21 protein-coding genes and 1 riboswitch are annotated in these 22267 nt (G+C 37.7%); all 21 genes read left to right on the forward strand.

Annotated elements, in window-relative coordinates:
• Positions 1 to 199 precede the first annotated feature (199 nt).
• Positions 200 to 1114, forward strand: coding sequence for an aldo/keto reductase (locus ACFO3L_RS05300; RefSeq protein ID WP_379964561.1), 915 nt, complete (start codon positions 200 to 202; stop codon positions 1112 to 1114).
• Positions 1115 to 1285: 171 nt separating this feature from the next.
• The gene (gene guaC / locus ACFO3L_RS05305) at positions 1286 to 2263 is read left to right on the forward strand and encodes a GMP reductase (RefSeq protein WP_379964706.1); all 978 of its coding nucleotides are present in this window, start codon (positions 1286 to 1288) and stop codon (positions 2261 to 2263) included.
• Between the two features lie 125 nt (positions 2264 to 2388).
• On the forward strand, positions 2389 to 3495 hold the full coding sequence (gene wecB, locus ACFO3L_RS05310; RefSeq protein WP_379964563.1) for a non-hydrolyzing UDP-N-acetylglucosamine 2-epimerase: 1107 nt from the start codon (positions 2389 to 2391) through the stop codon (positions 3493 to 3495).
• A 138-nt stretch (positions 3496 to 3633) separates the two neighbouring features.
• Positions 3634 to 3806: riboswitch (M-box (ykoK) riboswitch) on the forward strand.
• Between the two features lie 176 nt (positions 3807 to 3982).
• Positions 3983 to 6583, forward strand: a complete 2601-nt coding sequence (gene mgtA / locus ACFO3L_RS05315; RefSeq protein WP_379964565.1) for a magnesium-translocating P-type ATPase — start codon at positions 3983 to 3985, stop codon at positions 6581 to 6583.
• Between the two features lie 425 nt (positions 6584 to 7008).
• Complete coding sequence (gene pdhA, locus ACFO3L_RS05320) at positions 7009 to 8115, forward strand: pyruvate dehydrogenase (acetyl-transferring) E1 component subunit alpha (RefSeq protein WP_379964567.1); 1107 nt, start codon at positions 7009 to 7011, stop codon at positions 8113 to 8115.
• 3 nt (positions 8116 to 8118) lie between these two features.
• The gene (locus ACFO3L_RS05325; protein WP_379964569.1) at positions 8119 to 9096 is read left to right on the forward strand and encodes an alpha-ketoacid dehydrogenase subunit beta; all 978 of its coding nucleotides are present in this window, start codon (positions 8119 to 8121) and stop codon (positions 9094 to 9096) included.
• Between the two features lie 30 nt (positions 9097 to 9126).
• Positions 9127 to 10734 carry a dihydrolipoyllysine-residue acetyltransferase gene (locus ACFO3L_RS05330; protein ID WP_379964571.1) on the forward strand — a complete coding sequence of 536 codons (1608 nt, stop codon included), beginning with the start codon at positions 9127 to 9129 and terminating at the stop codon, positions 10732 to 10734.
• A 7-nt stretch (positions 10735 to 10741) separates the two neighbouring features.
• Entirely contained in the window at positions 10742 to 12148 is a 1407-nt protein-coding gene (gene lpdA, locus ACFO3L_RS05335) for a dihydrolipoyl dehydrogenase (protein ID WP_379964573.1), read from the forward strand.
• Positions 12149 to 12344: 196 nt separating this feature from the next.
• Positions 12345 to 12623: a UPF0223 family protein gene (locus ACFO3L_RS05340; RefSeq protein WP_379964575.1), complete on the forward strand. Its 279-nt coding sequence runs from the start codon at positions 12345 to 12347 to the stop codon at positions 12621 to 12623.
• Between the two features lies 1 nt (position 12624).
• A complete protein-coding gene (locus tag ACFO3L_RS05345) occupies positions 12625 to 13401 on the forward strand; it encodes an inositol monophosphatase family protein (RefSeq protein WP_379964577.1) in 777 nt (258 codons plus the stop codon).
• A 106-nt stretch (positions 13402 to 13507) separates the two neighbouring features.
• Positions 13508 to 14035, forward strand: coding sequence for a YqeG family HAD IIIA-type phosphatase (locus tag ACFO3L_RS05350; RefSeq protein WP_379964579.1), 528 nt, complete (start codon positions 13508 to 13510; stop codon positions 14033 to 14035).
• On the forward strand, positions 14032 to 15141 hold the full coding sequence (yqeH, locus tag ACFO3L_RS05355; protein WP_379964581.1) for a ribosome biogenesis GTPase YqeH: 1110 nt from the start codon (positions 14032 to 14034) through the stop codon (positions 15139 to 15141). Before ACFO3L_RS05350 ends, yqeH begins: the two co-directional genes overlap by 4 nt.
• An 11-nt stretch (positions 15142 to 15152) precedes the next feature.
• On the forward strand, positions 15153 to 15464 hold the full coding sequence (gene yhbY, locus ACFO3L_RS05360; RefSeq protein ID WP_379964583.1) for a ribosome assembly RNA-binding protein YhbY: 312 nt from the start codon (positions 15153 to 15155) through the stop codon (positions 15462 to 15464).
• An 18-nt stretch (positions 15465 to 15482) separates the two neighbouring features.
• The gene (locus ACFO3L_RS05365; protein WP_379964586.1) at positions 15483 to 16142 is read left to right on the forward strand and encodes a nicotinate-nucleotide adenylyltransferase; all 660 of its coding nucleotides are present in this window, start codon (positions 15483 to 15485) and stop codon (positions 16140 to 16142) included.
• The gene (yqeK, locus tag ACFO3L_RS05370) at positions 16117 to 16728 is read left to right on the forward strand and encodes a bis(5'-nucleosyl)-tetraphosphatase (symmetrical) YqeK (protein ID WP_379964589.1); all 612 of its coding nucleotides are present in this window, start codon (positions 16117 to 16119) and stop codon (positions 16726 to 16728) included. The genes ACFO3L_RS05365 and yqeK overlap by 26 nt, the downstream gene beginning before the upstream one ends.
• 7 nt (positions 16729 to 16735) lie before the next feature.
• Positions 16736 to 17077: a ribosome silencing factor gene (rsfS, locus tag ACFO3L_RS05375; protein ID WP_379964708.1), complete on the forward strand. Its 342-nt coding sequence runs from the start codon at positions 16736 to 16738 to the stop codon at positions 17075 to 17077.
• A gap of 1 nt (position 17078) precedes the next feature.
• Positions 17079 to 17807 carry a class I SAM-dependent DNA methyltransferase gene (locus ACFO3L_RS05380; RefSeq protein ID WP_379964592.1) on the forward strand — a complete coding sequence of 243 codons (729 nt, stop codon included), beginning with the start codon at positions 17079 to 17081 and terminating at the stop codon, positions 17805 to 17807.
• Between the two features lie 174 nt (positions 17808 to 17981).
• The gene (locus ACFO3L_RS05385; RefSeq protein ID WP_379964595.1) at positions 17982 to 19151 is read left to right on the forward strand and encodes a nucleotidyltransferase; all 1170 of its coding nucleotides are present in this window, start codon (positions 17982 to 17984) and stop codon (positions 19149 to 19151) included.
• 101 nt (positions 19152 to 19252) lie between these two features.
• Positions 19253 to 19969: a YebC/PmpR family DNA-binding transcriptional regulator gene (locus ACFO3L_RS05390; protein WP_379964597.1), complete on the forward strand. Its 717-nt coding sequence runs from the start codon at positions 19253 to 19255 to the stop codon at positions 19967 to 19969.
• Positions 19970 to 20078: 109 nt separating this feature from the next.
• Entirely contained in the window at positions 20079 to 21596 is a 1518-nt protein-coding gene (glpK, locus tag ACFO3L_RS05395; protein ID WP_379964599.1) for a glycerol kinase GlpK, read from the forward strand.
• Between the two features lie 15 nt (positions 21597 to 21611).
• The gene (locus ACFO3L_RS05400; RefSeq protein WP_379964601.1) at positions 21612 to 22265 is read left to right on the forward strand and encodes a hypothetical protein; all 654 of its coding nucleotides are present in this window, start codon (positions 21612 to 21614) and stop codon (positions 22263 to 22265) included.
• Positions 22266 to 22267 lie beyond the last annotated feature (2 nt).

A 22267-nucleotide genomic window follows, 5' to 3' on the forward strand; every position in this document is an offset into this window, starting at 1 on the left:
AACAAGTATATCGTATCTACATGATTTTTTCGTTTATTTCCTTATGCATTTCATTTTACAATTTACCATTTCGCATGAAATCAAAATTGGTTGTTTTATTTTGTCGAAAATAAAATACACAATATAAGTGCTTAGCGATAGTCTTTTAACTGACATGTGGTAGAATATAAGTTATTAAATGATAGAGGATGATTACATGATGAAGCAAGTAAAATTTGGGCAAACAGACTTAGATGTTCCTTCAATTATTTTAGGTTGTATGCGAATTATAAGTTCAAATGACCCGGTAAGAGTCATTGAATCAGTCGTGGAAAATGGCATCACTTTTTTTGACCACGCGGATATTTATGGACAGGGTGAATGTGAAACGATTTTTGGGTCAGCCTTAAAAGAAACAGCGATTAAACGCGAAGAGTTGTTTATTCAATCCAAATGTGGCATTGTTCCAGGTGAAATGTTCGATTTTTCTAAAAGACATATTATTGAAGCCGTTGAAGGTAGTTTGAAACGACTTCAAACAGATTACCTTGATAGCTTGTTATTACACCGTCCAGATACGTTATTTGACCCAGCAGAAGTTGCTGAAGCTTTTGACCTATTAGAACAGCAAGGTAAAGTTAGATATTTTGGTGTCAGCAATCAAAATCCTGGACAAATTGAATTGTTAAAAAAATACGTTAAACAACCACTTGTAGCTAATCAACTACAATTTGGTATTAAACATACAGAAATGATTGATAGTGGCTTTCATGTTAATATGAATGATACCTTTGCAACCAACCGTGATGGTGGTGTCTTAGAGTATTCTCGTTTAAATGATATGACGATTCAAGCTTGGTCACCTTATCAGTATGGCCACTTTGAAGGTGTTTTTATTGATCATGAAAAATTCCCTGAATTAAACCAAAAACTTCATCAGTTAGCTGATAAATATGAAACAACACCAACCGGGATTGCTTCAGCATGGATTTTAACGCATCCAGCTAATATGCAAGTCATCGTTGGAACAATGAACTTGCAAAGGCTAAAAGAAATTGCCCATGCTTCACAAATTAAATTAAGTCGCAAAGATTGGTATCAAATTTATTTAGCAGCAGGAAACGTTCTACCATAAGCATATTTAAGAGAGAAAGCGCGAAAAGACGAACATTCGCGCTTTTTACTTTGGGAAAGAATACATCTTAGTTGCATTTAGATTGTAAATCGTTTAAAGTTGCTATGGCGTTGAGAAACGCCCAAACTCATTAAACTAAGAAAAATTGAGAGGATGTTTTTGATGTTTGATATGCAAGTTTTTGATTATGAGGATATTCAGTTAGTTCCGAACAAATGTATCGTAAATAGTCGTTCAGAATGTGACACTACGGTTCAATTAGGGAAACACAGCTTTAAAATGCCTGTTGTCCCTGCCAATATGCAAACCATTGTTGATGAATCAATTGCAGAATTTTTAGCCGAAAATGGTTACTTCTATATTATGCACCGTTTTGATGAAGAGGGACGTATTCCTTTTATTAAAAAAATGCAAGCCAAAGGTTTAATTTCTTCAATTAGTGTTGGTGTGAAAGCTTATGAATACCCATTTGTTGAAGAGTTAGCAGCACAAAATACCATCCCAGATTATATTACAATTGATATTGCACATGGTCATTCAGAAGCAGTTATCAATATGATCAAACACATTAAAAAAGTGATTCCTGAAACATTTGTTATCGCAGGAAATGTTGGAACACCAGAAGCAGTTCGTGAATTAGAAAATGCTGGAGCGGATGCAACAAAAGTTGGAATCGGACCAGGTAAAGTTTGTATTACAAAAATTAAAACAGGTTTTGGCACTGGTGGTTGGCAATTAGCAGCATTACGCTGGTGTGCGAAAGCTGCTCGTAAACCGATTATCGCTGATGGTGGTATTCGTACACATGGCGATATCGCAAAATCCGTGCGTTTTGGTGCTACGATGGTGATGATTGGTTCACTATTTGCTGGTCATGAAGAATCTCCAGGTGAAACCAAAGTTGAAAACGGTGTTGTTATGAAGGAATACTTCGGTTCAGCATCTGAGTTCCAAAAAGGTGAAAAGAAAAACGTTGAAGGTAAGAAAATTTGGGTTAATCACAAAGGTTCGTTAAAAGATACGTTAACTGAAATGCAACAAGATTTACAATCTTCAATCTCATATGCAGGTGGAAGAGATTTGGAGTCGATTCGTAAAGTTGATTACGTAATCGTGAAAAACTCTATTTTTAATGGTGATACAATCTAATTTTTGGGCGATTCTTTCTTATGATAGGAAAGAATTGCCTTTTTCGTTTTTGCTAATAAATAAAGGTAGATACAAAGACCGAGAGCTTTGTTATACTATTAAAGAATCAATGAAGGAGTGAAGAAATGACAATTAAAGTTTTTTCGGTTTTCGGCACACGTCCGGAAGCGATTAAAATGGCACCGCTTGTCAAAGCTCTAGAAGCCGATGAGCGTTTTGAGTCGAAGGTCATTGTAACAGGGCAGCATCGTGAAATGCTCGATCAAGTTTTAACAATTTTCGACATTAAAACTGACTACGATATTAATATTATGTCTACCAATCAAACGCTAACAGAAATTACGACGCGGATTTTATTAGCATTACCACCAATTTTAGAATCAGAAAAACCGGATATACTGCTGGTACACGGCGACACAACAACGACTTTTGCAGCCTCACTAGCAGCTTTTTATCAACAAATTCGAGTCGGTCACATTGAAGCGGGCTTACGGACGTGGGATAAATATTCGCCATTTCCAGAAGAAGCTAATCGGCAAATGACGGATTGTCTAGCTGATTTGTACTTTGCGCCAACTATTGCTAGTCGTGAGAACTTATTACGTGAAAATCATCCGGAAAGTCAAATTTTTGTAACAGGGAATACCGCAATAGACGCGATGAAATATACGATTAATGATGCCTATCAATTAAATGCGGTTACCCTAACTGATAAAAAAAATATCGTTTTAACAATGCACCGACGTGAGAATCTTGGAGAGAATATGCGTGCTGTTTTTTCAGCAGTCAAACGGATTGCTAATGAATTCCCCGATTTTGATATTATTTTCCCAATGCATAAAAACCCGAAAGTTCGCGAATTAGCACAAGAGTCAATTGGTGCATTAAGTAATGTTCAGTTGATTGAACCATTAGATGTTGTCGATTTTCATAATCTAATGGCCAGAAGCTATTTGATTTTGAGTGATTCTGGCGGAGTTCAAGAAGAAGCACCTTCAATGGGCGTTCCTGTTCTCGTTTTACGGGAAACAACCGAGCGACCTGAGGGGATTGATGCAGGAACATTAAAATTAATTGGTACCAAAGAAGAAACCGTCTATCAAGAAGTTAAAAATTTATTAACAAATCAACAAGCCTATCAGAAAATGGCTCAAGCAAAAAATCCGTACGGTGATGGACAAGCTTCAGAACGTGTTTTAGCGGGTATTTATACTTATTTTAATAAAAAATAAATCAGTAGAATCTTTCACGCAAATTTTCAGTTGACTAAGAAAGTTTGAAGATTTTTTGACAAATGGAAAAAGAACACGTAATATATTATATAATGGAAGTGTGAATTAGATAGACTAAATCAGCACTTCATTCATCAATTTAATAATTGTTAGGTGAGGCTCCTATAAAGAAACAAGCTGCTGCCGCGAAAGAATCGAGAGATTTTGAGTTGGTTAACAGGAATAATCGCGAAGGTTATTCATAATGTAGCTGATAAGTCAGATGATTTATCTACGCTTTATAGTGCTAAAGCTCAACGGTGGCTATGAAAAGTAAGAGACGCATACTCATTGTTGAGTGTGCGTCTTTTTAATTTTTTAACAATTATGATTGAAATATTCAAGAAAGGACGGTCGAATAAATGGATCACCCCGATGACCAGAGGCGAATAAATAGGATTCAACCGTTCGGTGTAAATGGACAGGAATCCTAAAAAAACAAGGAGGAATGACTATGAATAAAAATAGTGGATTAAAGGAACAAGAATTAAAAAAATTGGCGTTTTTATCAGAACGTGAATTGTATATGGAGTTGCGTTCTTCACCGCAAGGTTTATCAGTTAAAGATGCTCAGGAGCGTTTGGAAACATATGGTCCGAATAAAGTGGATGCACAAAAACCAATACCTGCTTGGCTAACTTTTATTTTAGCTTTTAAGGATGCTTTTGTTTTAGTATTAACAGGATTAATGTTGGTGTCGTTTTTAGTGAAAGATTATGAAGCGGCAATAGTGATGGCTGTGATGATTGCTGCTAGTGTGACAATTACTTTTGTTCAAAATATTCGTTCGCAAAAAGCCAGCGAAGCGTTAAAAGAGTTAATTGAGAATACATGTGCCGTCGTACGTAACAATCAAACAATTGAGATTCCAATGGATGAAGTGGTTCCGGGTGATGTTGTCCGATTAGCGACTGGCGATATGATCCCAGCGGATGCCGTTTTGATTTGGACTAACGATTTGTTCGTGAATCAATCATCATTGACTGGTGAATCAATGCCTGTTGAAAAATTTGTCGAAGCAGGGGTAGAAAAGTCCGATCAAGGTGTTTCAGCAATTGAAATGCAAGACCTCGTTTTTATGGGAACCGATGTTTTAAGTGGGCAAGGTACAGCCATTATATTAAAAACCGGTCAAAATACCTTCTTTGGTGATATCGCGAAAAATGCCACGAAAACAAGAGGAAGAACAACCTTCGATGATGGTTTAGTTCGAGTGAGTAAGCTATTGCTTAGAATGGTCATGGTTTTATTCCCAATTGTCTTCTTATTAAATGGTTTAACGAAAGGTGATTGGAGCGAAGCTTTTTTCTTTGCAATAGCAGTTGCTGTTGGTTTGACGCCAGAGATGTTACCAATGATTGTAACGAGTAACTTAGCGAAAGGTGCGTTAACTCTTTCAAAAGAAAAAGTAATTGTTAAAGAGTTGCCTTCTATCCAGAATTTAGGAAGCATGGACGTGTTATGTACGGATAAAACTGGCACAATTACAGAAGATCGAGTGGTTTTAGTTCAACATTTAGACCCAATAGGCGAGAACAATAAGGAAGTACTTGATGTTGCTTATTTAAACTCATCTTATCAAACGGGTTGGAAAAACCTAATGGATATTGCTGTTATCAACTATTTTGAAGAAAATAATAAAAAATTGGCATTTAACTCAGTTAAAAAGATTGATGAAATCCCTTTTGACTTTGCCAGACGCCGTTTAACAGTTGTGGTTGAAGTCGATGGGCAACAATTAATGGTCACTAAAGGTGCAGTGGAAGAAATGGAAGCTGTTTGTTCGCATGTCAAGATTGATGGACAAGTCAAAGTGATTACTGACGAATTACGTGAACAGATGCGGACGGTCAATCGCAAATTAAACGAGCAAGGAATGCGTGTTTTAACTGTTGCCACGCGGGTCGACGTACATAGCGATGCGATTTATTCAGTCAGTGATGAACAAGAGATGACGATTATTGGTTTTATGGGCTTCTTAGATCCGGCTAAGAAATCAGCCGTCACTGCAATTGAATCTTTGCACCAACACGGGGTAGCGGTTAAAGTTTTAACAGGTGATAATGCTGTTGTGGCACAAAAGGTTTGTAAAGATGTAGGGATTTCGGTAGGAGATTATTTCTTAGGAGAAGATGTTGACCGAATGTCGGATAAAGAATTAGCACAAGCCGCTGAAACGGTTAATTTATTTGCTAAATTACACCCGATGCAAAAATCACGTATAATAGAAGCAATTCAAAGTAAAGGACACACTGTAGGTTTTATGGGGGATGGAATTAATGATGCTCCGGCTTTACGAACAGCGGATGTGGGGATCTCGGTCGATACAGCTGCCGATATTACAAAAGATGCGAGTTCGATTATTTTGTTAGAAAAAAGCCTAGATGTCTTAGCACAAGGTGTGATTGAAGGGCGTAAGGTTTTCAGTAATATTATGAAATATATTAAGATTACGATTAGTTCTAATTTTGGGAACGTCTTTTCAATCTTAGTAGCGAGTGCGTTTTTACCGTTTCTACCCATGCTTTCGATTCAGTTACTTGTTCAAAATCTTATTTATGGGATTGCTCAGCTGACCATTCCTTGGGATGCGGTCGATCAATCAGAGCTAGCGAAACCTGTAAAATGGCAAATTGGTGGCCTGTTAAAATTTACGCTCTTCATTGGACCGGTGAGTAGTATCTTTGATATTGCTGCCTTTCTTGTCATGTGGTTTGTCTTTTCTGCTAATACAGTGGCAGAGCAAGCCGTTTTTCAAGCGGGCTGGTTTATGATTGGTTTAGTTACACAAACGCTTGTTGTCCATATAGTTCGGACGAAAAAAGTCCCATTTGTTCAAAGTATCGCATCAATCCCTGTACTAGTCTCAACACTCTTAGCTATCATTGCAGCCTTTGTAATAATCTTGACACCCATTCATGAACTATTTGATTTTGGGATGTTGCCAACGAATTATTGGTTCTGGTTTATCGGGATTGTAATAGCATACCTGATAACATTGGAGCTAGCGAAAAGATTTTATCTTCGAGTGACGGGTGAATGGCTGTAAAAAATAAAAAGGAACGGTTTCTGTGAAGTTTCACAGAAAAACTGTTCCTTTTTTCTTTGAAACTGTCATATTTAAAAACTGCAAAAAATAATTTTTCTGAGCGGTTGTGCATTTTTCACAATCGGCAACGTTGTTTCAAAGCTTATTAACTCAATGTTTCCTGTTTCAATTTTCAAAGAGACTGTATTAATAATACAGAAAAACAAAAAAATGAACGTCATAATGTGATTGTATTCACTAATGAATCTTTTCAGAATAGGCTATTTCATAGGTAAAATCGTAATTATTTGAAACTTATCACTTGTTTTTTGATATCAAAAGTGATAATTTATTACTGTAATCGATATTAACAGTGGTACAGAATTAAACCTCTGTTACAATTGAAGAAATAGAAGAACTTAATTAAGAGAGGAAAGTGTGACAAGATGGCAAAGAAAAAAACAATTGACTTCCAAGCATTACTTGACAAGGCACATTCGGATTTCCCGATGTATCAAGCATTAGACAAAGATGGGAACGTTGTAAATGAAGCGTTAGTACCAGATTTAACAGATGACGAATTAGTGGAGTTAATGACCCGTATGGTATGGTCGCGCGTTCTTGACCAACGTTCGACTGCCTTAAACCGTCAAGGTCGTTTAGGATTCTTCGCTCCAACAGCTGGACAAGAAGCGAGTCAATTAGCAAGTCATTTTGCTTTTGAAAAAGAAGATGTATTATTACCAGGTTACCGTGATGTTCCACAATTAATCCAACACGGATTACCTTTGTCTCAAGCGTTCTTATGGTCTCGTGGACATGCTGCTGGTAACTACTACCCAGAAACTTTACAAGCTTTACCACCACAAATTATTATCGGAGCTCAATACGTTCAAGCTGCCGGTGTTGCTTTAGGATTAAAAATGCGTAAAAAACCAAACGTTGTATTTACTTATACAGGTGATGGTGGTTCTTCACAAGGTGATTTCTATGAAGGTATTAACTTTGCAGGTGCATACAAAGCAAATGCAGTATTCTTTATTCAAAATAATGGCTTCGCAATTTCAACTCCTCGTGAGAAACAAACTGCAGCTGTTACATTAGCTCAAAAAGCAGTTGCTGCTGGAATTCCAGGAATCCAAGTAGACGGAATGGACCCATTAGCAATGTATACAGTAACTAAAATGGCTCGTGAGTGGTCAATTGCTGGAAATGGTCCTGTTTTAATTGAAGCAATGACTTACCGTTACGGAGCACATACTTTATCAGGGGACGATCCAACCCGTTACCGTTCAAAAGAAATGGATAACGAATGGGTAGCAAAAGATCCATTGATTCGCTTCCGCACTTATTTAGAAGCAAAAGGTCTATGGAGTGAAGAAAAAGAAAACGAAGTTATTGAAAATACTAAAGAAGAAATCAAAGTTGCAATCGCTGAAGCTGATAAACAACCAAAACAAAAAGTATCAGATTTCTTAAAATCAATGTTCGAAGACCAACCACAAAATATTAAAGAACAAATTGAAATTTACGAAGCGAAGGAGTCGAAATAAAAGATGGCACAAAAAACAATGATCCAAGCAATTACTGACGCACTTGCTAGTGAATTAGCTGCGGATGAAAATGTATTAGTTTTCGGTGAAGACGTAGGTAATAACGGTGGGGTTTTCCGTGCTACTGAAGGCCTCCAAGAAAAATTTGGTGAAGAACGTGTATTTGATACACCGTTAGCTGAATCAGGTATTGGCGGATTAGCATTTGGTTTAGCTTTAGAAGGCTTCCGTCCTGTTCCAGAAATTCAATTCTTTGGTTTCGTTTTTGAAACAATGGATGAAGTTGTCGCGCAAATGGCACGTACACGTTACCGTATGGGTGGCACCCGTCAATTGCCAATTACGATTCGTTCACCATTTGGTGGGGGTGTACATACACCAGAATTACACTCAGATAACTTAGAAGGTTTAATTGCTCAATCTCCGGGTATCCGTGTGGTAATTCCTTCAAATCCGTATGATGCAAAAGGCTTATTAATTGCTTCTATTAGAAGTAATGACCCTGTTGTTTTCTTAGAGCACATGAAACTATACCGTTCATTCCGTGAAGAAGTTCCTGAAGAATCTTATGTTGTTCCATTGGACAAAGCTGGAATCACTCGTGAAGGTAAAGATGTTTCAATCATCACTTATGGCGCAATGGTTCGTGAATCAATCAAAGCAGCTGAAGTTTTAGAAAAAGAAAACATTGATGTTGAAATTATCGACTTACGTACAGTAGCGCCTTTAGATATCGCAACAATTATTGCTTCTGTTGAGAAAACAGGCCGTGTCGTTGTTGTTCAAGAAGCTCAAAAACAAGCAGGAGTAGGCGCACAAGTTGCTGCTGAAATCGCGGAACGTTCAATTCTTTCATTAGAAGCTCCAATCGGACGTGTTGCTGCACCAGATACTGTTTTCCCATTTGGTCAAGCAGAAGGTGCATGGTTACCTAACGCAAAAGATATTGAAGACAAAGTAAGAGAAATCGCAAACTTTTAAGAGTGCGGATATGAAAGGGAGATAACAAACATGGCATTTCAATTTAAATTACCAGATATTGGTGAAGGAATTGCAGAAGGCGAAATCGTTAAATGGTTCGTAAGTGTTGGTGATACAATCAACGAAGACGACACATTATTAGAAGTACAAAATGACAAATCAGTTGAAGAAATCCCATCTCCAGTATCTGGAGTGGTTAAAGCAATTGTTGTAGCAGAAGGCGTAGTTGCTAACGTAGGCGATGTTTTAGTTGAAATCGATGCGCCTGGTTACGAAAGTGAAGAAGCAACACCAGCTAAAGCAGTAGAACAAACACCAGCATCTCCAGCAGCTTTACCAGAAGTAGAAAGCGCCGGCGTGTTCCAATTTAAATTACCAGATATTGGTGAAGGAATTGCAGAAGGTGAAATCGTTAAATGGTTCGTAAGTGTTGGCGATACAATCAATGAAGACGATACATTATTAGAAGTACAAAACGACAAATCAGTTGAAGAAATCCCATCTCCAGTAACTGGTAAAGTAACAAATATCGTTGTAGCAGAAGGCGTAGTTGCTAACGTAGGCGATGTTTTAGTTGAAATCGATGCACCTGGACACAACAATGCAGCATCAGTTGCAGCACCTGCAGCGGCTGAAGCAACTCCTGCTCAAGCAGCAGCACCAGCAACAGTTGTAGCAGCGTCAAATCCAGATAAACGTGTTTTAGCAATGCCATCTGTTCGTCAATTCGCAAGAAACAATGACGTTGATATTACTTTAGTAACACCAACTGGAAATGGTGGCCGTGTAACTAAAGAAGATATTCAAAGCTTCTTAGCAGGTGGGTCAGCAGCTCCAGTAGCAGCAGCGTCAACTGAAACAGCTACAGCAGCACCAGCAGAAAAAGCAGCAGCTCCAAAAGCTGAAGCAAAACTATTTAGCTCAAACTTAGAAGAATTAGAAACACGCGAAAAATTAACACCAATGCGTAAAGCTATTTCTAAAGCAATGGTAAACAGCAAACATACAGCACCTCACGTAACATTACATGATGAAGTTGAAGTTTCAAATCTATGGGATCAACGTAAGAAATTTAAAGACGTTGCAGCAGCACAAAATACAAAATTAACATTCTTACCATATGTTGTTAAAGCTTTAACAGCAACTATGAAAAAATTCCCAGTAATGAATGCGTCAATTGATGATGCAACACAAGAGTTAGTTTATAAAAACTACTACAATATTGGAATTGCTACAGATACACCAAACGGCTTATACGTTCCAAACGTAAAAAATGCTGAACGTAAAGGATTATTTGCAATTGCAGATGAAATCAATACAAAAGCAGCGTTAGCTCATGAAGGTAAATTAGCAGCAGAAGATATGCGTAATGGTACAGTTACAATTAGTAACATTGGTTCAGTCGGCGGCGGTTTCTTCACACCAGTTATTAACTACCCAGAAGTAGCGATTTTAGGTGTCGGTACAATTGCTCAACAACCTATCGTTAACAAAGAAGGCGAAATTGTTGTGGGTCGCGTAATGAAATTATCATTAAGCTTTGACCACCGTATTGTTGATGGTGCAACTGCTCAATTAGCAATGAACAACATTAAACGTCTGTTAGCAGATCCAGAGTTACTATTAATGGAAGGATGATAAACAAATGGTAGTTGGAGATTTCGCATTAGAATTAGATACAGTAGTAATCGGTTCAGGCCCTGGCGGCTATGTTGCTGCTATCCGTGCCGCTCAAATGGGACAAAAAGTAGCAATTATTGAAAGAGAATACATCGGCGGCGTTTGCTTAAACGTCGGATGTATCCCTTCTAAAGCATTAATCGCTGCAGGTCATCATTACCAAGAAGCTTTAAACTCTCAAATGTTTGGTGTAACAGCTTCAGACGTTTCATTAGATTTCACTCAAACACAAGATTGGAAAGACAATGGTGTTGTTAACAAGTTAACTTCAGGAATTGGCTTCTTATTAAAGAAAAACAAAGTTGAAATCATTGAAGGTGAAGCATTCTTCGTAGACGATAAAACATTACGTGTTATCACTGAAGATGCAGCACAAACTTATGAATTTAAAAATGCAATTGTGGCAACTGGTTCACGCCCAATTGAAATTCCTGGCTTCAAATTCAACGGTCGTGTAATTGACTCAACTGGTGGATTAAACTTAAAAGAAGTTCCTAAAAAATTAGTTATTATCGGTGGCGGTGTTATCGGTGCTGAACTAGGTGGCGCTTACGCAAACTTAGGTGCAGAAGTAACAATTTTAGAAGGTTCACCACAAATTTTACCTACTTACGAAAAAGATATGGTGAAAATTGTTGAAGATGACTTCAAGAAAAAAGGTGTAACAATTGTCACTAAAGCAATGGCTAAAGAAGCTGTTGATAACGGTGAAGACGTAACAGTTACTTACGAAGTTGACGGTAAACAAGAAACAGTTACTGCTGACTATGTAATGGTAACCGTTGGTCGTCGTCCAAACACAGATGACATGGGATTAGAGTTAGCTGGTGTAACAATCGGCGAACGTGGATTAGTTCCAGTTGACAAACAAGGACGCACAAATGTTCCAAATATCTATGCAATCGGAGATATCGTTCCTGGTGCAGCACTTGCTCATAAAGCAAGTTATGAAGCAAAAATTGCTGCTGAAGCAATTTCAGGTAAAAAAGTTGAAGTAGACTACAAAGCAATGCCAGCAGTCGCTTTCACTGATCCTGAATTAGCATCAGTTGGTTTAACAATTGCTGAAGCAAAAGAACAAGGAATTGAAGCGAAAGCTGTTAAATTCCCATTCGCAGGTAACGGCCGTGCATTATCATTAGGTAAAACAGAAGGATTTATCCGTTTAGTAACGACTGTTGAAGATCACGTAATTATTGGTGCGCAAATCGCTGGTGTCGGTGCATCAGACATGGTTTCTGAATTAGCGTTAGCAATCGAATCTGGCATGAACGCAGAAGATATTGCTTTAACAATTCACCCACATCCATCATTAGGAGAAATCGTAATGGATGCATCTGAATTGGCTTTAGGCTTACCAATCCATTCATAAGATTAAATACACCCTTTAGAAGATTTACTTCTAAAGGGTGTATTTTTATTTATATTAAAAAGGAGTAAGCTTTGGTGTTAACAAGTGTTTAGAGAAGCTTAAAAAATAGCTAGTATTATTTATCTACTTTTTGGTTTTCTTTGAAGTTATGTTAAAATAGAAGTAGTAAATATAAAAACAATCGAGGTTTTATAAGATGAAAGATTACCAATACCCAATTGATATTGAATGGACAACTGGAGAAATGATTTTAGTGATGGATTTATGGGCGGCTGTGGAAGAGGCTTATGAAAAAGGAATTGAAAAACAAACATTTTTAAACAAGTATCGAGGCTTTAAAACGGTCGTTAAAAGTATTGGAGAAGAACGGAAGTTAGGCAAAGAATTTGAACTAATTTCTGGGTATTCGTTATACCATGTTGTACAAGAGGCAAAGCAGACAACAAAACCAATACTAAAAATGAAAGGAAAATAATATGCAAATTTTAATTAATGAGATGAAGCATTGGATGATTGAGGCTGGCGAGAGGTTAAAAACGGCTTTAGCACAAGAAGTTCTTGAGATTGATACCAAATCAAGTCGTACCGATTTGGTTACGAATCTTGATAAACAAACACAAGAATTCTTAGTGGAACGTATTCTAGCTTTTGATGAGACGGCTAATATATTAGCTGAAGAAAATGGCAAGCATGCACTAGAAAGTCTAGATGGACGAGTTTACGTCATCGATCCAATTGACGGGACAATGAACTTTGTTTTAGAAGGTGAAAATTTTTGTATTATGGTTGGTATTTATGATGATGGTCAACCCGTGTTAGGTTTTATTTATAATGTCATGAAAGAGGAATTTCTATGGGGAGGACCTTCAATCGGCGTTTATTTAAACCAAGATCGTGTCAAGATTCCGACTATTCCTTCGCTATCAGCCGGTTTAATTGGCATGAATTGTGTAATGTATGCAAAAAATGTCTATCATATGCAAGAAATCGGACATCGCTCGATGGGGGTTCGCATGTCGGGATGTGCCGGTGTGGAATTAGCCCATATGGCTTTAGGTCGCAGAGTCGCTTATATTTCAAATCTTTCACCTTGGGATTATGCGGCCGGAGGAGCTATCCTTGCTGCACTCGGTATGAAGATGTCGAATTTGAATGGAGAGTCTTTAAATTTCAAAGATCGCGAGTATTTTTTAGCGGCACCCGCTGCAATCTATGACGAAATTTTAGAAATTGCTTTAAATCCAGAGAAATAATTGCGAAATCAATCATAAAAACTTTTTTTTAGTCAGTATTTGTTGTATAATCAACGGTTGAGGAGTACAAGAGGTGCTCCTTGATTTTTTGCTTAAAGGAGAAAATATGTTTTCAAAATATAAACCAACTTGGATGGTAGAAGCCATTTATCAAATTACCCCAGAGCATTGTCACAGCTTAGGGATTAAAGCGATTTTGACCGATTTAGATAACACCTTAATTGCATGGGATAACCCAGATGGCACGGAAGAATTGCGCCATTGGCTAGAAGGAATGCAAGCAGCTGGAATTCCAGTTATTGTTGTTTCCAATAATAGTCATGACCGTGTTTCAGAAGCGTTAAAATTTTTAAACCTGGAATTTATTCCACGTGCATTAAAGCCATTCACGAGAGGCATTAATCAAGGAGTCAAACGTTTAGGACTAACAAAAGACGAAGTGATTATGGTCGGTGATCAAATTATGACGGATATTAAAGCTTCGAACACGGCAGGTGTCCGTAGTGTCTTAGTGAAGCCTGTTGTTGAAACGGATAGCTGGAAGACGCAATTCAACCGTTTTATGGAACGTAAAATTATGAGATACTTAAAAAGTAAGCACCCAGATATGGTCTGGCAAGGGGAGTTAAAATGATAGAAGAAATCCAATGTATCGGCTGTGGCGTAACGATTCAAACAACCGATAAAAATGAATTAGGTTATACACCTAAAGGCGCGCTAGAAAAAGGCTTAGAGACAGATGAAGTATATTGCCAACGTTGTTTCCGCTTGCGTCACTACAATGAAATTCAAGATGTTTCGTTAACAGATGATGATTTTTTAAGATTACTGAACGAAATTGGTCAAAAAGAGGCGTTAATTGTTAATGTTGTCGACATTTTTGATTTCAATGGCTCGCTAATTCCTGGTTTACATCGTTTTGTTGGTGATAATCCTGTTTTATTAGTCGGTAATAAAGTCGATATTTTACCAAGATCGTTAAAAACACCGAAATTAACGCAATGGATGAAAGAACGTGCTCATGAAGTTGGTTTACGTCCGATTGATGTTATGCTGACAAGTGCCATGAAACTACAGGAAATGGAGCATTTACTTAAAGCAATTGAAAAATATCGCAAAGGTAAAGATGTGTATGTTGTCGGTGTTACCAACGTTGGAAAATCAACATTGATTAATCAAATCATTAAGCAAACAGCCGGAATTCAGGAACTGATCACGACTTCACGTTTCCCAGGAACAACACTTGATAAGATTGAAATTCCGTTGGACGATGGGCATGCTTTAATCGACACCCCAGGGATTATTCATCGTCACCAAATGGCGCATTATTTAGGAGCAAAAGATTTAAAAATTGTGACACCGCATAAAGAAATCAAACCAAAGACTTATCAATTAAATGCTGGGCAAACATTATTCCTTGGCGGTTTGGCACGTTTTGATTTTATCCAAGGTGAGAAAAGTCCATTTACGGCCTATTTATCAAACGATTTAGAAATCCACCGGACAAAATTAGAAAAAGCCGATGAGTTTTATCAAAAACATGTAGGCGGCTTATTACAACCACCACGTTCAAGCGAAGTTGCTGATTTTCCAGAATTGGTTCGTTATGAATTTTCAATTAAAGAAAAGACTGATATCGTGTTCTCAGGATTAGGTTGGGTAACAGTTACAAAACCTGGAGTTGTTGCAGGTTGGGCACCTAAAGGGGTCGCCGTATTAAAAAGAAAAGCGTTAATTTAAGGAGATATATAATGGATTTAAGAGGAAAGCAAAAAAGTTTTTTACGTAGTCAAGCACACCATTTACAACCGATTTTTCAAGTAGGTAAAGGTGGCGTTAACGATGCCATGATTCAACAAGTTGGAGAGGCACTTGAAAAACGTGAATTAATTAAGATTACATTGTTACAAAATACCGATGAGACGCCTGAGGAAGTAGCAGCAACTTTAGAAGCTGCTTTAAAGTGTCAAGTTGTCCAAATTATTGGAAAAATTTTAGTAGTATTTAAACCGTCATCAAAAGATAAATACCGTAAAATTTCAGAACAAGTTCGTAGAATATAAAAAGGTTGGTGAGCTGAAATGGGGATTGAAACAATCCAAAGCGTCCACACGCTTCCTGTCACGAAAGTACAATTTTCAACAGAAGGCCGTAAGCAAGTCGGTATCTTAGGTGGAAATTTTAATCCCGTCCATGTCACTCATTTAATCGTCGCCGATCAAGTTGGTCGTAGTTTAGGATTAGATCGTGTCGATCTGATGCCGTCTTTCATTCCACCTCATGTTGATCCTAAAGAAACGATTGATGCGAATCATCGTTTAGCGATGCTTGAATTAGCGGTGGCAGGTAATTCAATGTTAGGGATTGAAACGATTGAATTGACTCGTGGCGGGACAAGCTACACTTATGAAACGATGCTTGCTTTAAAAGAAGCTAATCCAGACACGGATTACTATTTTATTATTGGTGGCGATATGGTTGACTACTTACCTAAATGGCACCGAATCGATGAATTAATGACACTGGTGCAATTTGTTGGGGTCAAACGTCCAAACTATCCGCAGGAAACATCCTATTCTGTTATTTGGGTCGATGTACCGCTAATGGAGCTTAGTTCAACAATTGTTCGCTCAAAGACGGCTCAAGGTTGTTCCATTCGTTATTTAGTACCAGAGACTGTAAGGCAGTACATTATCGAAAAGGGGCTTTATCAAGATGACCGTACAACCAACGAAATTTGAGTATATCCGTGAAGCGATTATACAGGCTGTTCAAAGTAAAATGAGCGACAAACGATTCCAACATGTCTTAGGAGTCGAAGAAAGTGCTGTTGCCTTGGCTCAGCAATATGATTGTTCCGTTGAAAAAGCGAGTATTGCGGCTTTGACTCATGACTATGCCAAAGAGCGCAGTGATGAAGAGTTTCGCTACATCATTAATGAGCAAGGTTTTGATCATGAATTGTTAAATTGGGGCAATGAAATTTGGCATGGCGTGGTAGGTGCTTATTTTGTGCAAACGGAATTAGGAATTGAAGATGAAATGATTCTTCAAGCGATCCGTTTACATACGACTGGGGCGGCTGAGATGACGCTTTTAGATAAAATTATTTATGTAGCAGACTACATTGAGGCTGGGCGTAATTTTCCGGGAGTTGATGAAGCTCGTCGTTTAGCAAAACTCGATTTAAATCAGGCGGTTGCTTATGAAACGCAGCAAACATTGCTTTATTTAATAGCAAAAAAATTACCAATCTACCCAAAAACGTTAGAAACGTATAACAAATGGGTAGCGTATAAAAAACTAGGAGGAGATTCCCATAGATAGTAAACAAATTTTAGAAATTGCAGTTAAAGCTGCCGATAGTAAACGTGCCGAAGATATTATGGCTTTAGAAGTGAAAGAGATTTCGTTATTAGCGGATTATTTCTTAATCTGTTCTGCAAATAGCGATCGTCAAGTTTCAGCAATTGTCGATGCAGTAGTAGAAGAAGCACATAAAGCAAAAATTAAAGTCAACCGTGTTGAAGGTAAAGAAGGCGGTAAATGGATATTGATTGATTTAGGCGATGTGATTGTCCATGTCTTTAGTACAACAGAACGTGCTTTTTATAATCTCGAAAAACTTTGGTCAGATGCGCCACTTGTAGCAATATCTGAATGGATTGATGAGTAGCATGGCATACGAAACATTTGCTTTTGTTTATGATGAAGTAATGGATACCACGTTGTATCAACGTTGGCTCGATTTTTCTTTACGTCATTTACAAGGGAAAAAACAAATTTTAGAATTGGCTTGTGGGACAGGAGCGTTAGCAGTTGAATTCGCTCAAAATGATTTTGATGTCACAGCACTTGATTTATCAGAAGAAATGTTAATGATTGCTAGTGCACGTGCCCAAGAAGCAGAGTTAGATATTCAATTTGTTGCAGGCGATATGCTTGATCTAGCTGATAGTGGTACCTATGAGGCGGTTACTTGTTTTTCGGATTCGCTATGTTACATGCAAGATGAACAAGACGTGCAACAAGTTTTTGATGGTGTTTACCAAACGCTAGAAGATGAAGGGATCTTTATTTTTGATGTGCATTCAACTTATCAGGTCGATGAAGTCTTTTCGAGCTATAGTTATCATTATCAAACAGAAGAGTTTGCCTTTTTATGGGATAGTTACCCTGGTAAAGAAAAACATAGCATCGAACATTTTTTAACATTTTTTGTGGAAGATGAAGATGGCAAGTTTGTACGTGAAGATGAGCTGCATGAAGAAAGAACCTATCCGTTAGAGACTTATTTACGCATGTTAGAAAATGCTGGTTTTCAAAAAGTGGAAACTTATGCAGATTTTATTGATATTGAACCAAATGAAAAAAGTCGTCGTTGGTTTTTTGTTTGTCAAAAATAAGAGGATAAGGCACAAGACTGCTAAAAGGCGTTTGTCATAAAATCATAAATCAAGTATTTGCCTATCGGTAATAGTTGCTTGATTTACAATAATTATTAATCGAGCGTTTGTATAAGTGAGAGGGGCTGAAGACTTTTGTCACAGCCTCGTTTTTATTATTTAAGGGGGGACGCCATGAAAGCATGTGGAATAGTTGTTGAGTATAATCCTTTTCATAACGGGCATATTTATCATGTCCAACAAGCACGAACACAATCAAAAAGTAATGTCGTGATTGCTGTGATGAGTGGCAATTTTTTGCAACGGGGTGAACCAGCTGTTATCGATAAGTGGCAACGGGCAGAAGCCGCCTTACTTAATGGGGTTGATTTAGTTGTTGAACTGCCGATTGAATGGGCGCTGCAACCAGCGGATTACTTCGCCAAAGGAAGTATTGCGATTTTGCAAGCTTTAGGTTGCGAAAGTTTATGTTTTGGGACGGATTATGATTCTACTTTTGATTATCAGTCTTATGGTCAGCAAATGTTGATTGAAAAAGAAACAATCGATGCTTTGTTTAAAAAGCTCGAAAATCAAAATCAAACGTATGCTGAAAAAATGCAGCTAGTGATGAATCAAATTTTCCCGGAAATGGGGCAGCAACAAGCGAATCAACCAAATCATGTTTTAGGTTTAAGTTATAGTCAAGAAAATGCGACGTATGAACGACCAATGCGTTTACTTCCGATTAAGCGGCTGGCTCAGGGCTATCACTCAAAATCACTCGAACAAGAAATTGCGAGTGCGACAGCCATTCGCGAAGGTTTACTAAAACATGCGGTAATTGACCATACAGTTCCCCAAGCAACGCTCGAATCTTTAACCCATTATCACGTTTTTTGGCAAGATTTTTGGCCGTTATTGAAATATCAATTACTGGTGCGTTCATTAACAGAACTTAAGCAAATTTATCAGATGTCTGAAGGATTAGAGCACCGGTTAAAGAGAAGTGCGCAAACAGCCAATGATTTTAAGCAGTTTATTCAACAAATAAAAACCAAACGTTATACACAAACACGATTACAGCGCCTGTGTTGCTATGTCTTATTAGGTATTACTAATGAAAATATGCAAACTGCTTGGGAGCAACCGATTATTCATGTGTTAGGCTTTACAGAACAAGGGAAAAATTATTTGAATCAAGTCAAGGAGTCCGTTAACTTACCAATTGTTTCTAAAATAGGAAAGAACGAAGCGAAAAGATGGGCGTTAAATCTTACTTCAGATCAAATTTATCAATTGGCTCATCCGGTGATTAAGGAACAAAATTTTGGTAGGTTTCCAATTCAGATAAAGAATCGTTAAAAAATGCTTCACAGAATGAAAATTGCAAAGTATAATAATTAAGGATATTCACTGATTCGCTATTAAGGAATTGGTAATAATTTAGAAAGAGAAGTGGGAATATGGGTCGGAAATGGCAAAATATTGTAGAAAAGAAAACGGCTAAAGACAATAATACAAGTAAAACGTATGCTAAATTTGGAATTGAAATTTATGCTGCGGCAAAATCAGGGGAACCAGACCCCCACTCAAACCAAAAATTAAAATTTGTAATTGACCGTGCGAAAATGTATAACGTGCCAAAACATATTATTGATCGTGCGATTGATAAAGCAAAAGGTTCAAGTGATGAACAATTTTCAGAACTTCGTTATGAAGGTTTTGGACCAAATGGTTCAATGGTAATTGTTGATACGTTAACGAACAATGTGAATCGTACAGCATCTGATGTGCGTGCAGCTTTTGGTAAAAACGGCGGAAATATGGGTGTTTCTGGTGCAGTTGCTTACATGTTCGACTACACTGCGTTAATCGCTTTTCCAGGTGACGATGCCGATGATATTTTAGAATATTTGATGGAAAAAGAAATTGATGTAAAAGATGTTGAAGCGCAAGAAGGTCAAATTATTGTTTATGGCGAGCCAGATGATTTTAATGCTATTCAAGTCGCATTAAAAGAAAAAGGAATCTCAGAATTTAGCATGGCTGAAATGCAAATGGTTCCTCAAAATGAAGTGACTTTAGAAGGCGATGACCTTGTGAAATTCGAAAAAATGATCGATGTCTTAGAAGATTTAGAAGACGTTCAACAGGTTTATCATAATGTGTCACTAGACTAACATAAAAAAGAGAAGAAAATTTTTCTTCTCTTTTTTATTTGCTCGCAGCTGTAATTTGGTATGTTATAATATACCTTACAGAAGAATTTGAGTGGAGGAAGGGTATCTGATGGAGAAAAAATATATTTTAGCAATTGATCAAGGAACAACGAGTAGCCGAGCGATTGCTTTTACCCAAGATGGGCATGCATATGCGTCAAGTCAAAGAGAAATTTCACAGATTTTCCCTCAACCAGGTTGGGTGGAACAAGATCCAATTGAAATCTGGAATTCAGTACAAAATGTGATTGCAGGTGTTTTAATTGAAGGGAAAATTCATCCAGAAGAGATAAAAGCAATTGGAATTACCAATCAGCGGGAAACAACGGTACTTTGGGATAAAGTAACAGGAGAACCCGTATATCATGCGATTGTTTGGCAATCGAAACAATCCAGTAAAGTGGCAGATCACTGGAAAGCGCAAGAGCACGAAGCGTTAGTCAAAGCTAAAACTGGATTACCGATTGATTCCTATTTCTCAGCGACAAAAATTCAGTGGTTATTTGAACAAAAACCAGAAATCAAAGGGCGAGCTCAAAAAGGTGAACTTTTATTCGGAACGATTGATACATGGCTGCTATGGAATTTAACGGGTGGCAAAGTTCACAAGACCGATATTACAAATGCCAGTCGCACGATGTTATTTAATATTCATGACTTAACTTGGGACCAAGAGTTACTTGATTTATTTGAGTTACCGGCTAGTCTTTTGCCTGAAGTAGCTTCAAATGCAGAAATTTTTGGTTATACCGATGCGAGTGATTATTTATTTTCTGGTCAAACAATTCCAATCGCAGGAATTGCGGGTGACCAACAAGCGGCACTAATCGGTCAAGGTGCCTTGAAAACCGGGATGATTAAAAACACATACGGTACTGGTGCCTTTATCTTAATGAATACGGGGAACAAGCCGATTGTTTCAGAGAATGGGCTAATTACAACGATTGCCTATCAAATGAATGGCGAAGTGACTTATGCGCTAGAAGGCAGTATCTTTGTGGCGGGCTCTGCTATTCAATGGTTGCGTGATGGTCTGGAATTGATAGAAAATGCTGCAGAAACGAAAAATTACTGTGAAGCGGTAGTCGATAGCGATAACCTCTACGTTGTACCGGCTTTTACGGGACTAGGTGCACCTTATTGGGATCAAGAAGCACGAGGCGCGATTTTTGGAATTACTCGTGGAACAAATAAGGCTCATTTTATCCGGGCAACCGTTGAGTCTTTAGCTTACCAAACAGCCGATGTGGTTAAGACGATGGTTCACGATGCCAATGTCCCAGTAACATTGCTTAAAGCTGACGGGGGTGCCTCTAAAAATGACTTTTTAATGCAGTTTCAGGCGGATATTTTGCAAACAAAAGTAAAACGGCCAGCGTTTTTAGAAACGACTGCGTTAGGAGCTGCTTTTTTGGCAGGTTTAACAACTGGTTTTTGGCAAAGTTTTGATGAAATTAAAACCGTCTATATGAATGCTGAAACGTTTGAACCACAAATGCCAAGTGCTACTAGTGAGAATTTGTATCAAGGCTGGCAAGAAGCAGTAGAAGCAACAATGAAATTTAAACATCGACCAATCAATAATTAAGTTAGGAGAGATCTAATGGAACAAGCCGTTATTTTGGAACCGTTTGATCGGATTTTAAGTGGATACGAAAAATTAACAGAAGTTTCTGTGACGATTAGTGATTGCTCTTATTTGTGTGAACGATATAAAAAATTTGGGGTCCAAGGATATCGTTTAGGCGATTATCGCGGAATGAGTTATTTAAATCGCTATTTAACTTGCTCGGTCAAGCGGGCACCAATGTTAATCTATAAAGACAAGTACTTAATCCCGCTTGTTTTTCGCATGTCTGAAGACTCTTATCGATTATTTGATGAGCCAGTTCGTATGGAGGCCTTCTTTTATTTATTGGATTGGTATTTAGAAAACAAACCAAAGAAAGCCATTATGAAAACGCCAAGGGAAGATTCTATTTATGTCAATAATCCTCATAATCTAGTAATAGACAGTGCCTATTTATCTTTTCGATTGTCTGAAATTTTAGATGGTTCTGGTTTTCCACTCAGCCAAATTTCCAGCTTGGAAGAATTTATTGATTGGAATCGGGTCAATAAATTGATTGATAATGGAGGAATTGGTCGCCATAGTAAAATCTTTGATAGGGAAAATCAACAAAATATGTCAGAATTGCGAGTCATTTTTAAAATTATTCATTTAAAATATCCAGAAACGCAATTATTAGAATTTTAAAA

It is taken from the genome of Enterococcus eurekensis, from assembly GCF_042654605.1.
GTDB classification, from domain to species: Bacteria; Bacillota; Bacilli; order Lactobacillales; family Enterococcaceae; genus Enterococcus_I; species Enterococcus_I eurekensis.

Bases quoted from the DNA above. Each gene is read 5' to 3' on its own strand.
- pdhA (WP_379964567.1), top strand. From the start codon at position 7,009: ATGGCAAAGAAAAAAACAATTGACTTCCAAGCATTACTTGACAAGGCA.
- ACFO3L_RS05330 (WP_379964571.1), top strand. From the start codon at position 9,127: ATGGCATTTCAATTTAAATTACCAGATATTGGTGAAGGAATTGCAGAA.
- ACFO3L_RS05350 (WP_379964579.1), top strand. From the start codon at position 13,508: ATGTTTTCAAAATATAAACCAACTTGGATGGTAGAAGCCATTTATCAA.
- glpK (WP_379964599.1), top strand. From the start codon at position 20,079: ATGGAGAAAAAATATATTTTAGCAATTGATCAAGGAACAACGAGTAGC.
- ACFO3L_RS05365 (WP_379964586.1), top strand. From the start codon at position 15,483: ATGGGGATTGAAACAATCCAAAGCGTCCACACGCTTCCTGTCACGAAA.
- yqeH (WP_379964581.1), top strand. From the start codon at position 14,032: ATGATAGAAGAAATCCAATGTATCGGCTGTGGCGTAACGATTCAAACA.
- ACFO3L_RS05345 (WP_379964577.1), top strand. From the start codon at position 12,625: ATGCAAATTTTAATTAATGAGATGAAGCATTGGATGATTGAGGCTGGC.
- ACFO3L_RS05400 (WP_379964601.1), top strand. From the start codon at position 21,612: ATGGAACAAGCCGTTATTTTGGAACCGTTTGATCGGATTTTAAGTGGA.
- lpdA (WP_379964573.1), top strand. From the start codon at position 10,742: ATGGTAGTTGGAGATTTCGCATTAGAATTAGATACAGTAGTAATCGGT.
- wecB (WP_379964563.1), top strand. From the start codon at position 2,389: ATGACAATTAAAGTTTTTTCGGTTTTCGGCACACGTCCGGAAGCGATT.
- ACFO3L_RS05385 (WP_379964595.1), top strand. From the start codon at position 17,982: ATGAAAGCATGTGGAATAGTTGTTGAGTATAATCCTTTTCATAACGGG.
- mgtA (WP_379964565.1), top strand. From the start codon at position 3,983: ATGACTATGAATAAAAATAGTGGATTAAAGGAACAAGAATTAAAAAAA.
- ACFO3L_RS05390 (WP_379964597.1), top strand. From the start codon at position 19,253: ATGGGTCGGAAATGGCAAAATATTGTAGAAAAGAAAACGGCTAAAGAC.
- ACFO3L_RS05380 (WP_379964592.1), top strand. From the start codon at position 17,079: ATGGCATACGAAACATTTGCTTTTGTTTATGATGAAGTAATGGATACC.
- yhbY (WP_379964583.1), top strand. From the start codon at position 15,153: ATGGATTTAAGAGGAAAGCAAAAAAGTTTTTTACGTAGTCAAGCACAC.
- yqeK (WP_379964589.1), top strand. From the start codon at position 16,117: ATGACCGTACAACCAACGAAATTTGAGTATATCCGTGAAGCGATTATA.
- ACFO3L_RS05340 (WP_379964575.1), top strand. From the start codon at position 12,345: ATGAAAGATTACCAATACCCAATTGATATTGAATGGACAACTGGAGAA.
- guaC (WP_379964706.1), top strand. From the start codon at position 1,286: ATGCAAGTTTTTGATTATGAGGATATTCAGTTAGTTCCGAACAAATGT.
- ACFO3L_RS05300 (WP_379964561.1), top strand. From the start codon at position 200: ATGAAGCAAGTAAAATTTGGGCAAACAGACTTAGATGTTCCTTCAATT.
- ACFO3L_RS05325 (WP_379964569.1), top strand. From the start codon at position 8,119: ATGGCACAAAAAACAATGATCCAAGCAATTACTGACGCACTTGCTAGT.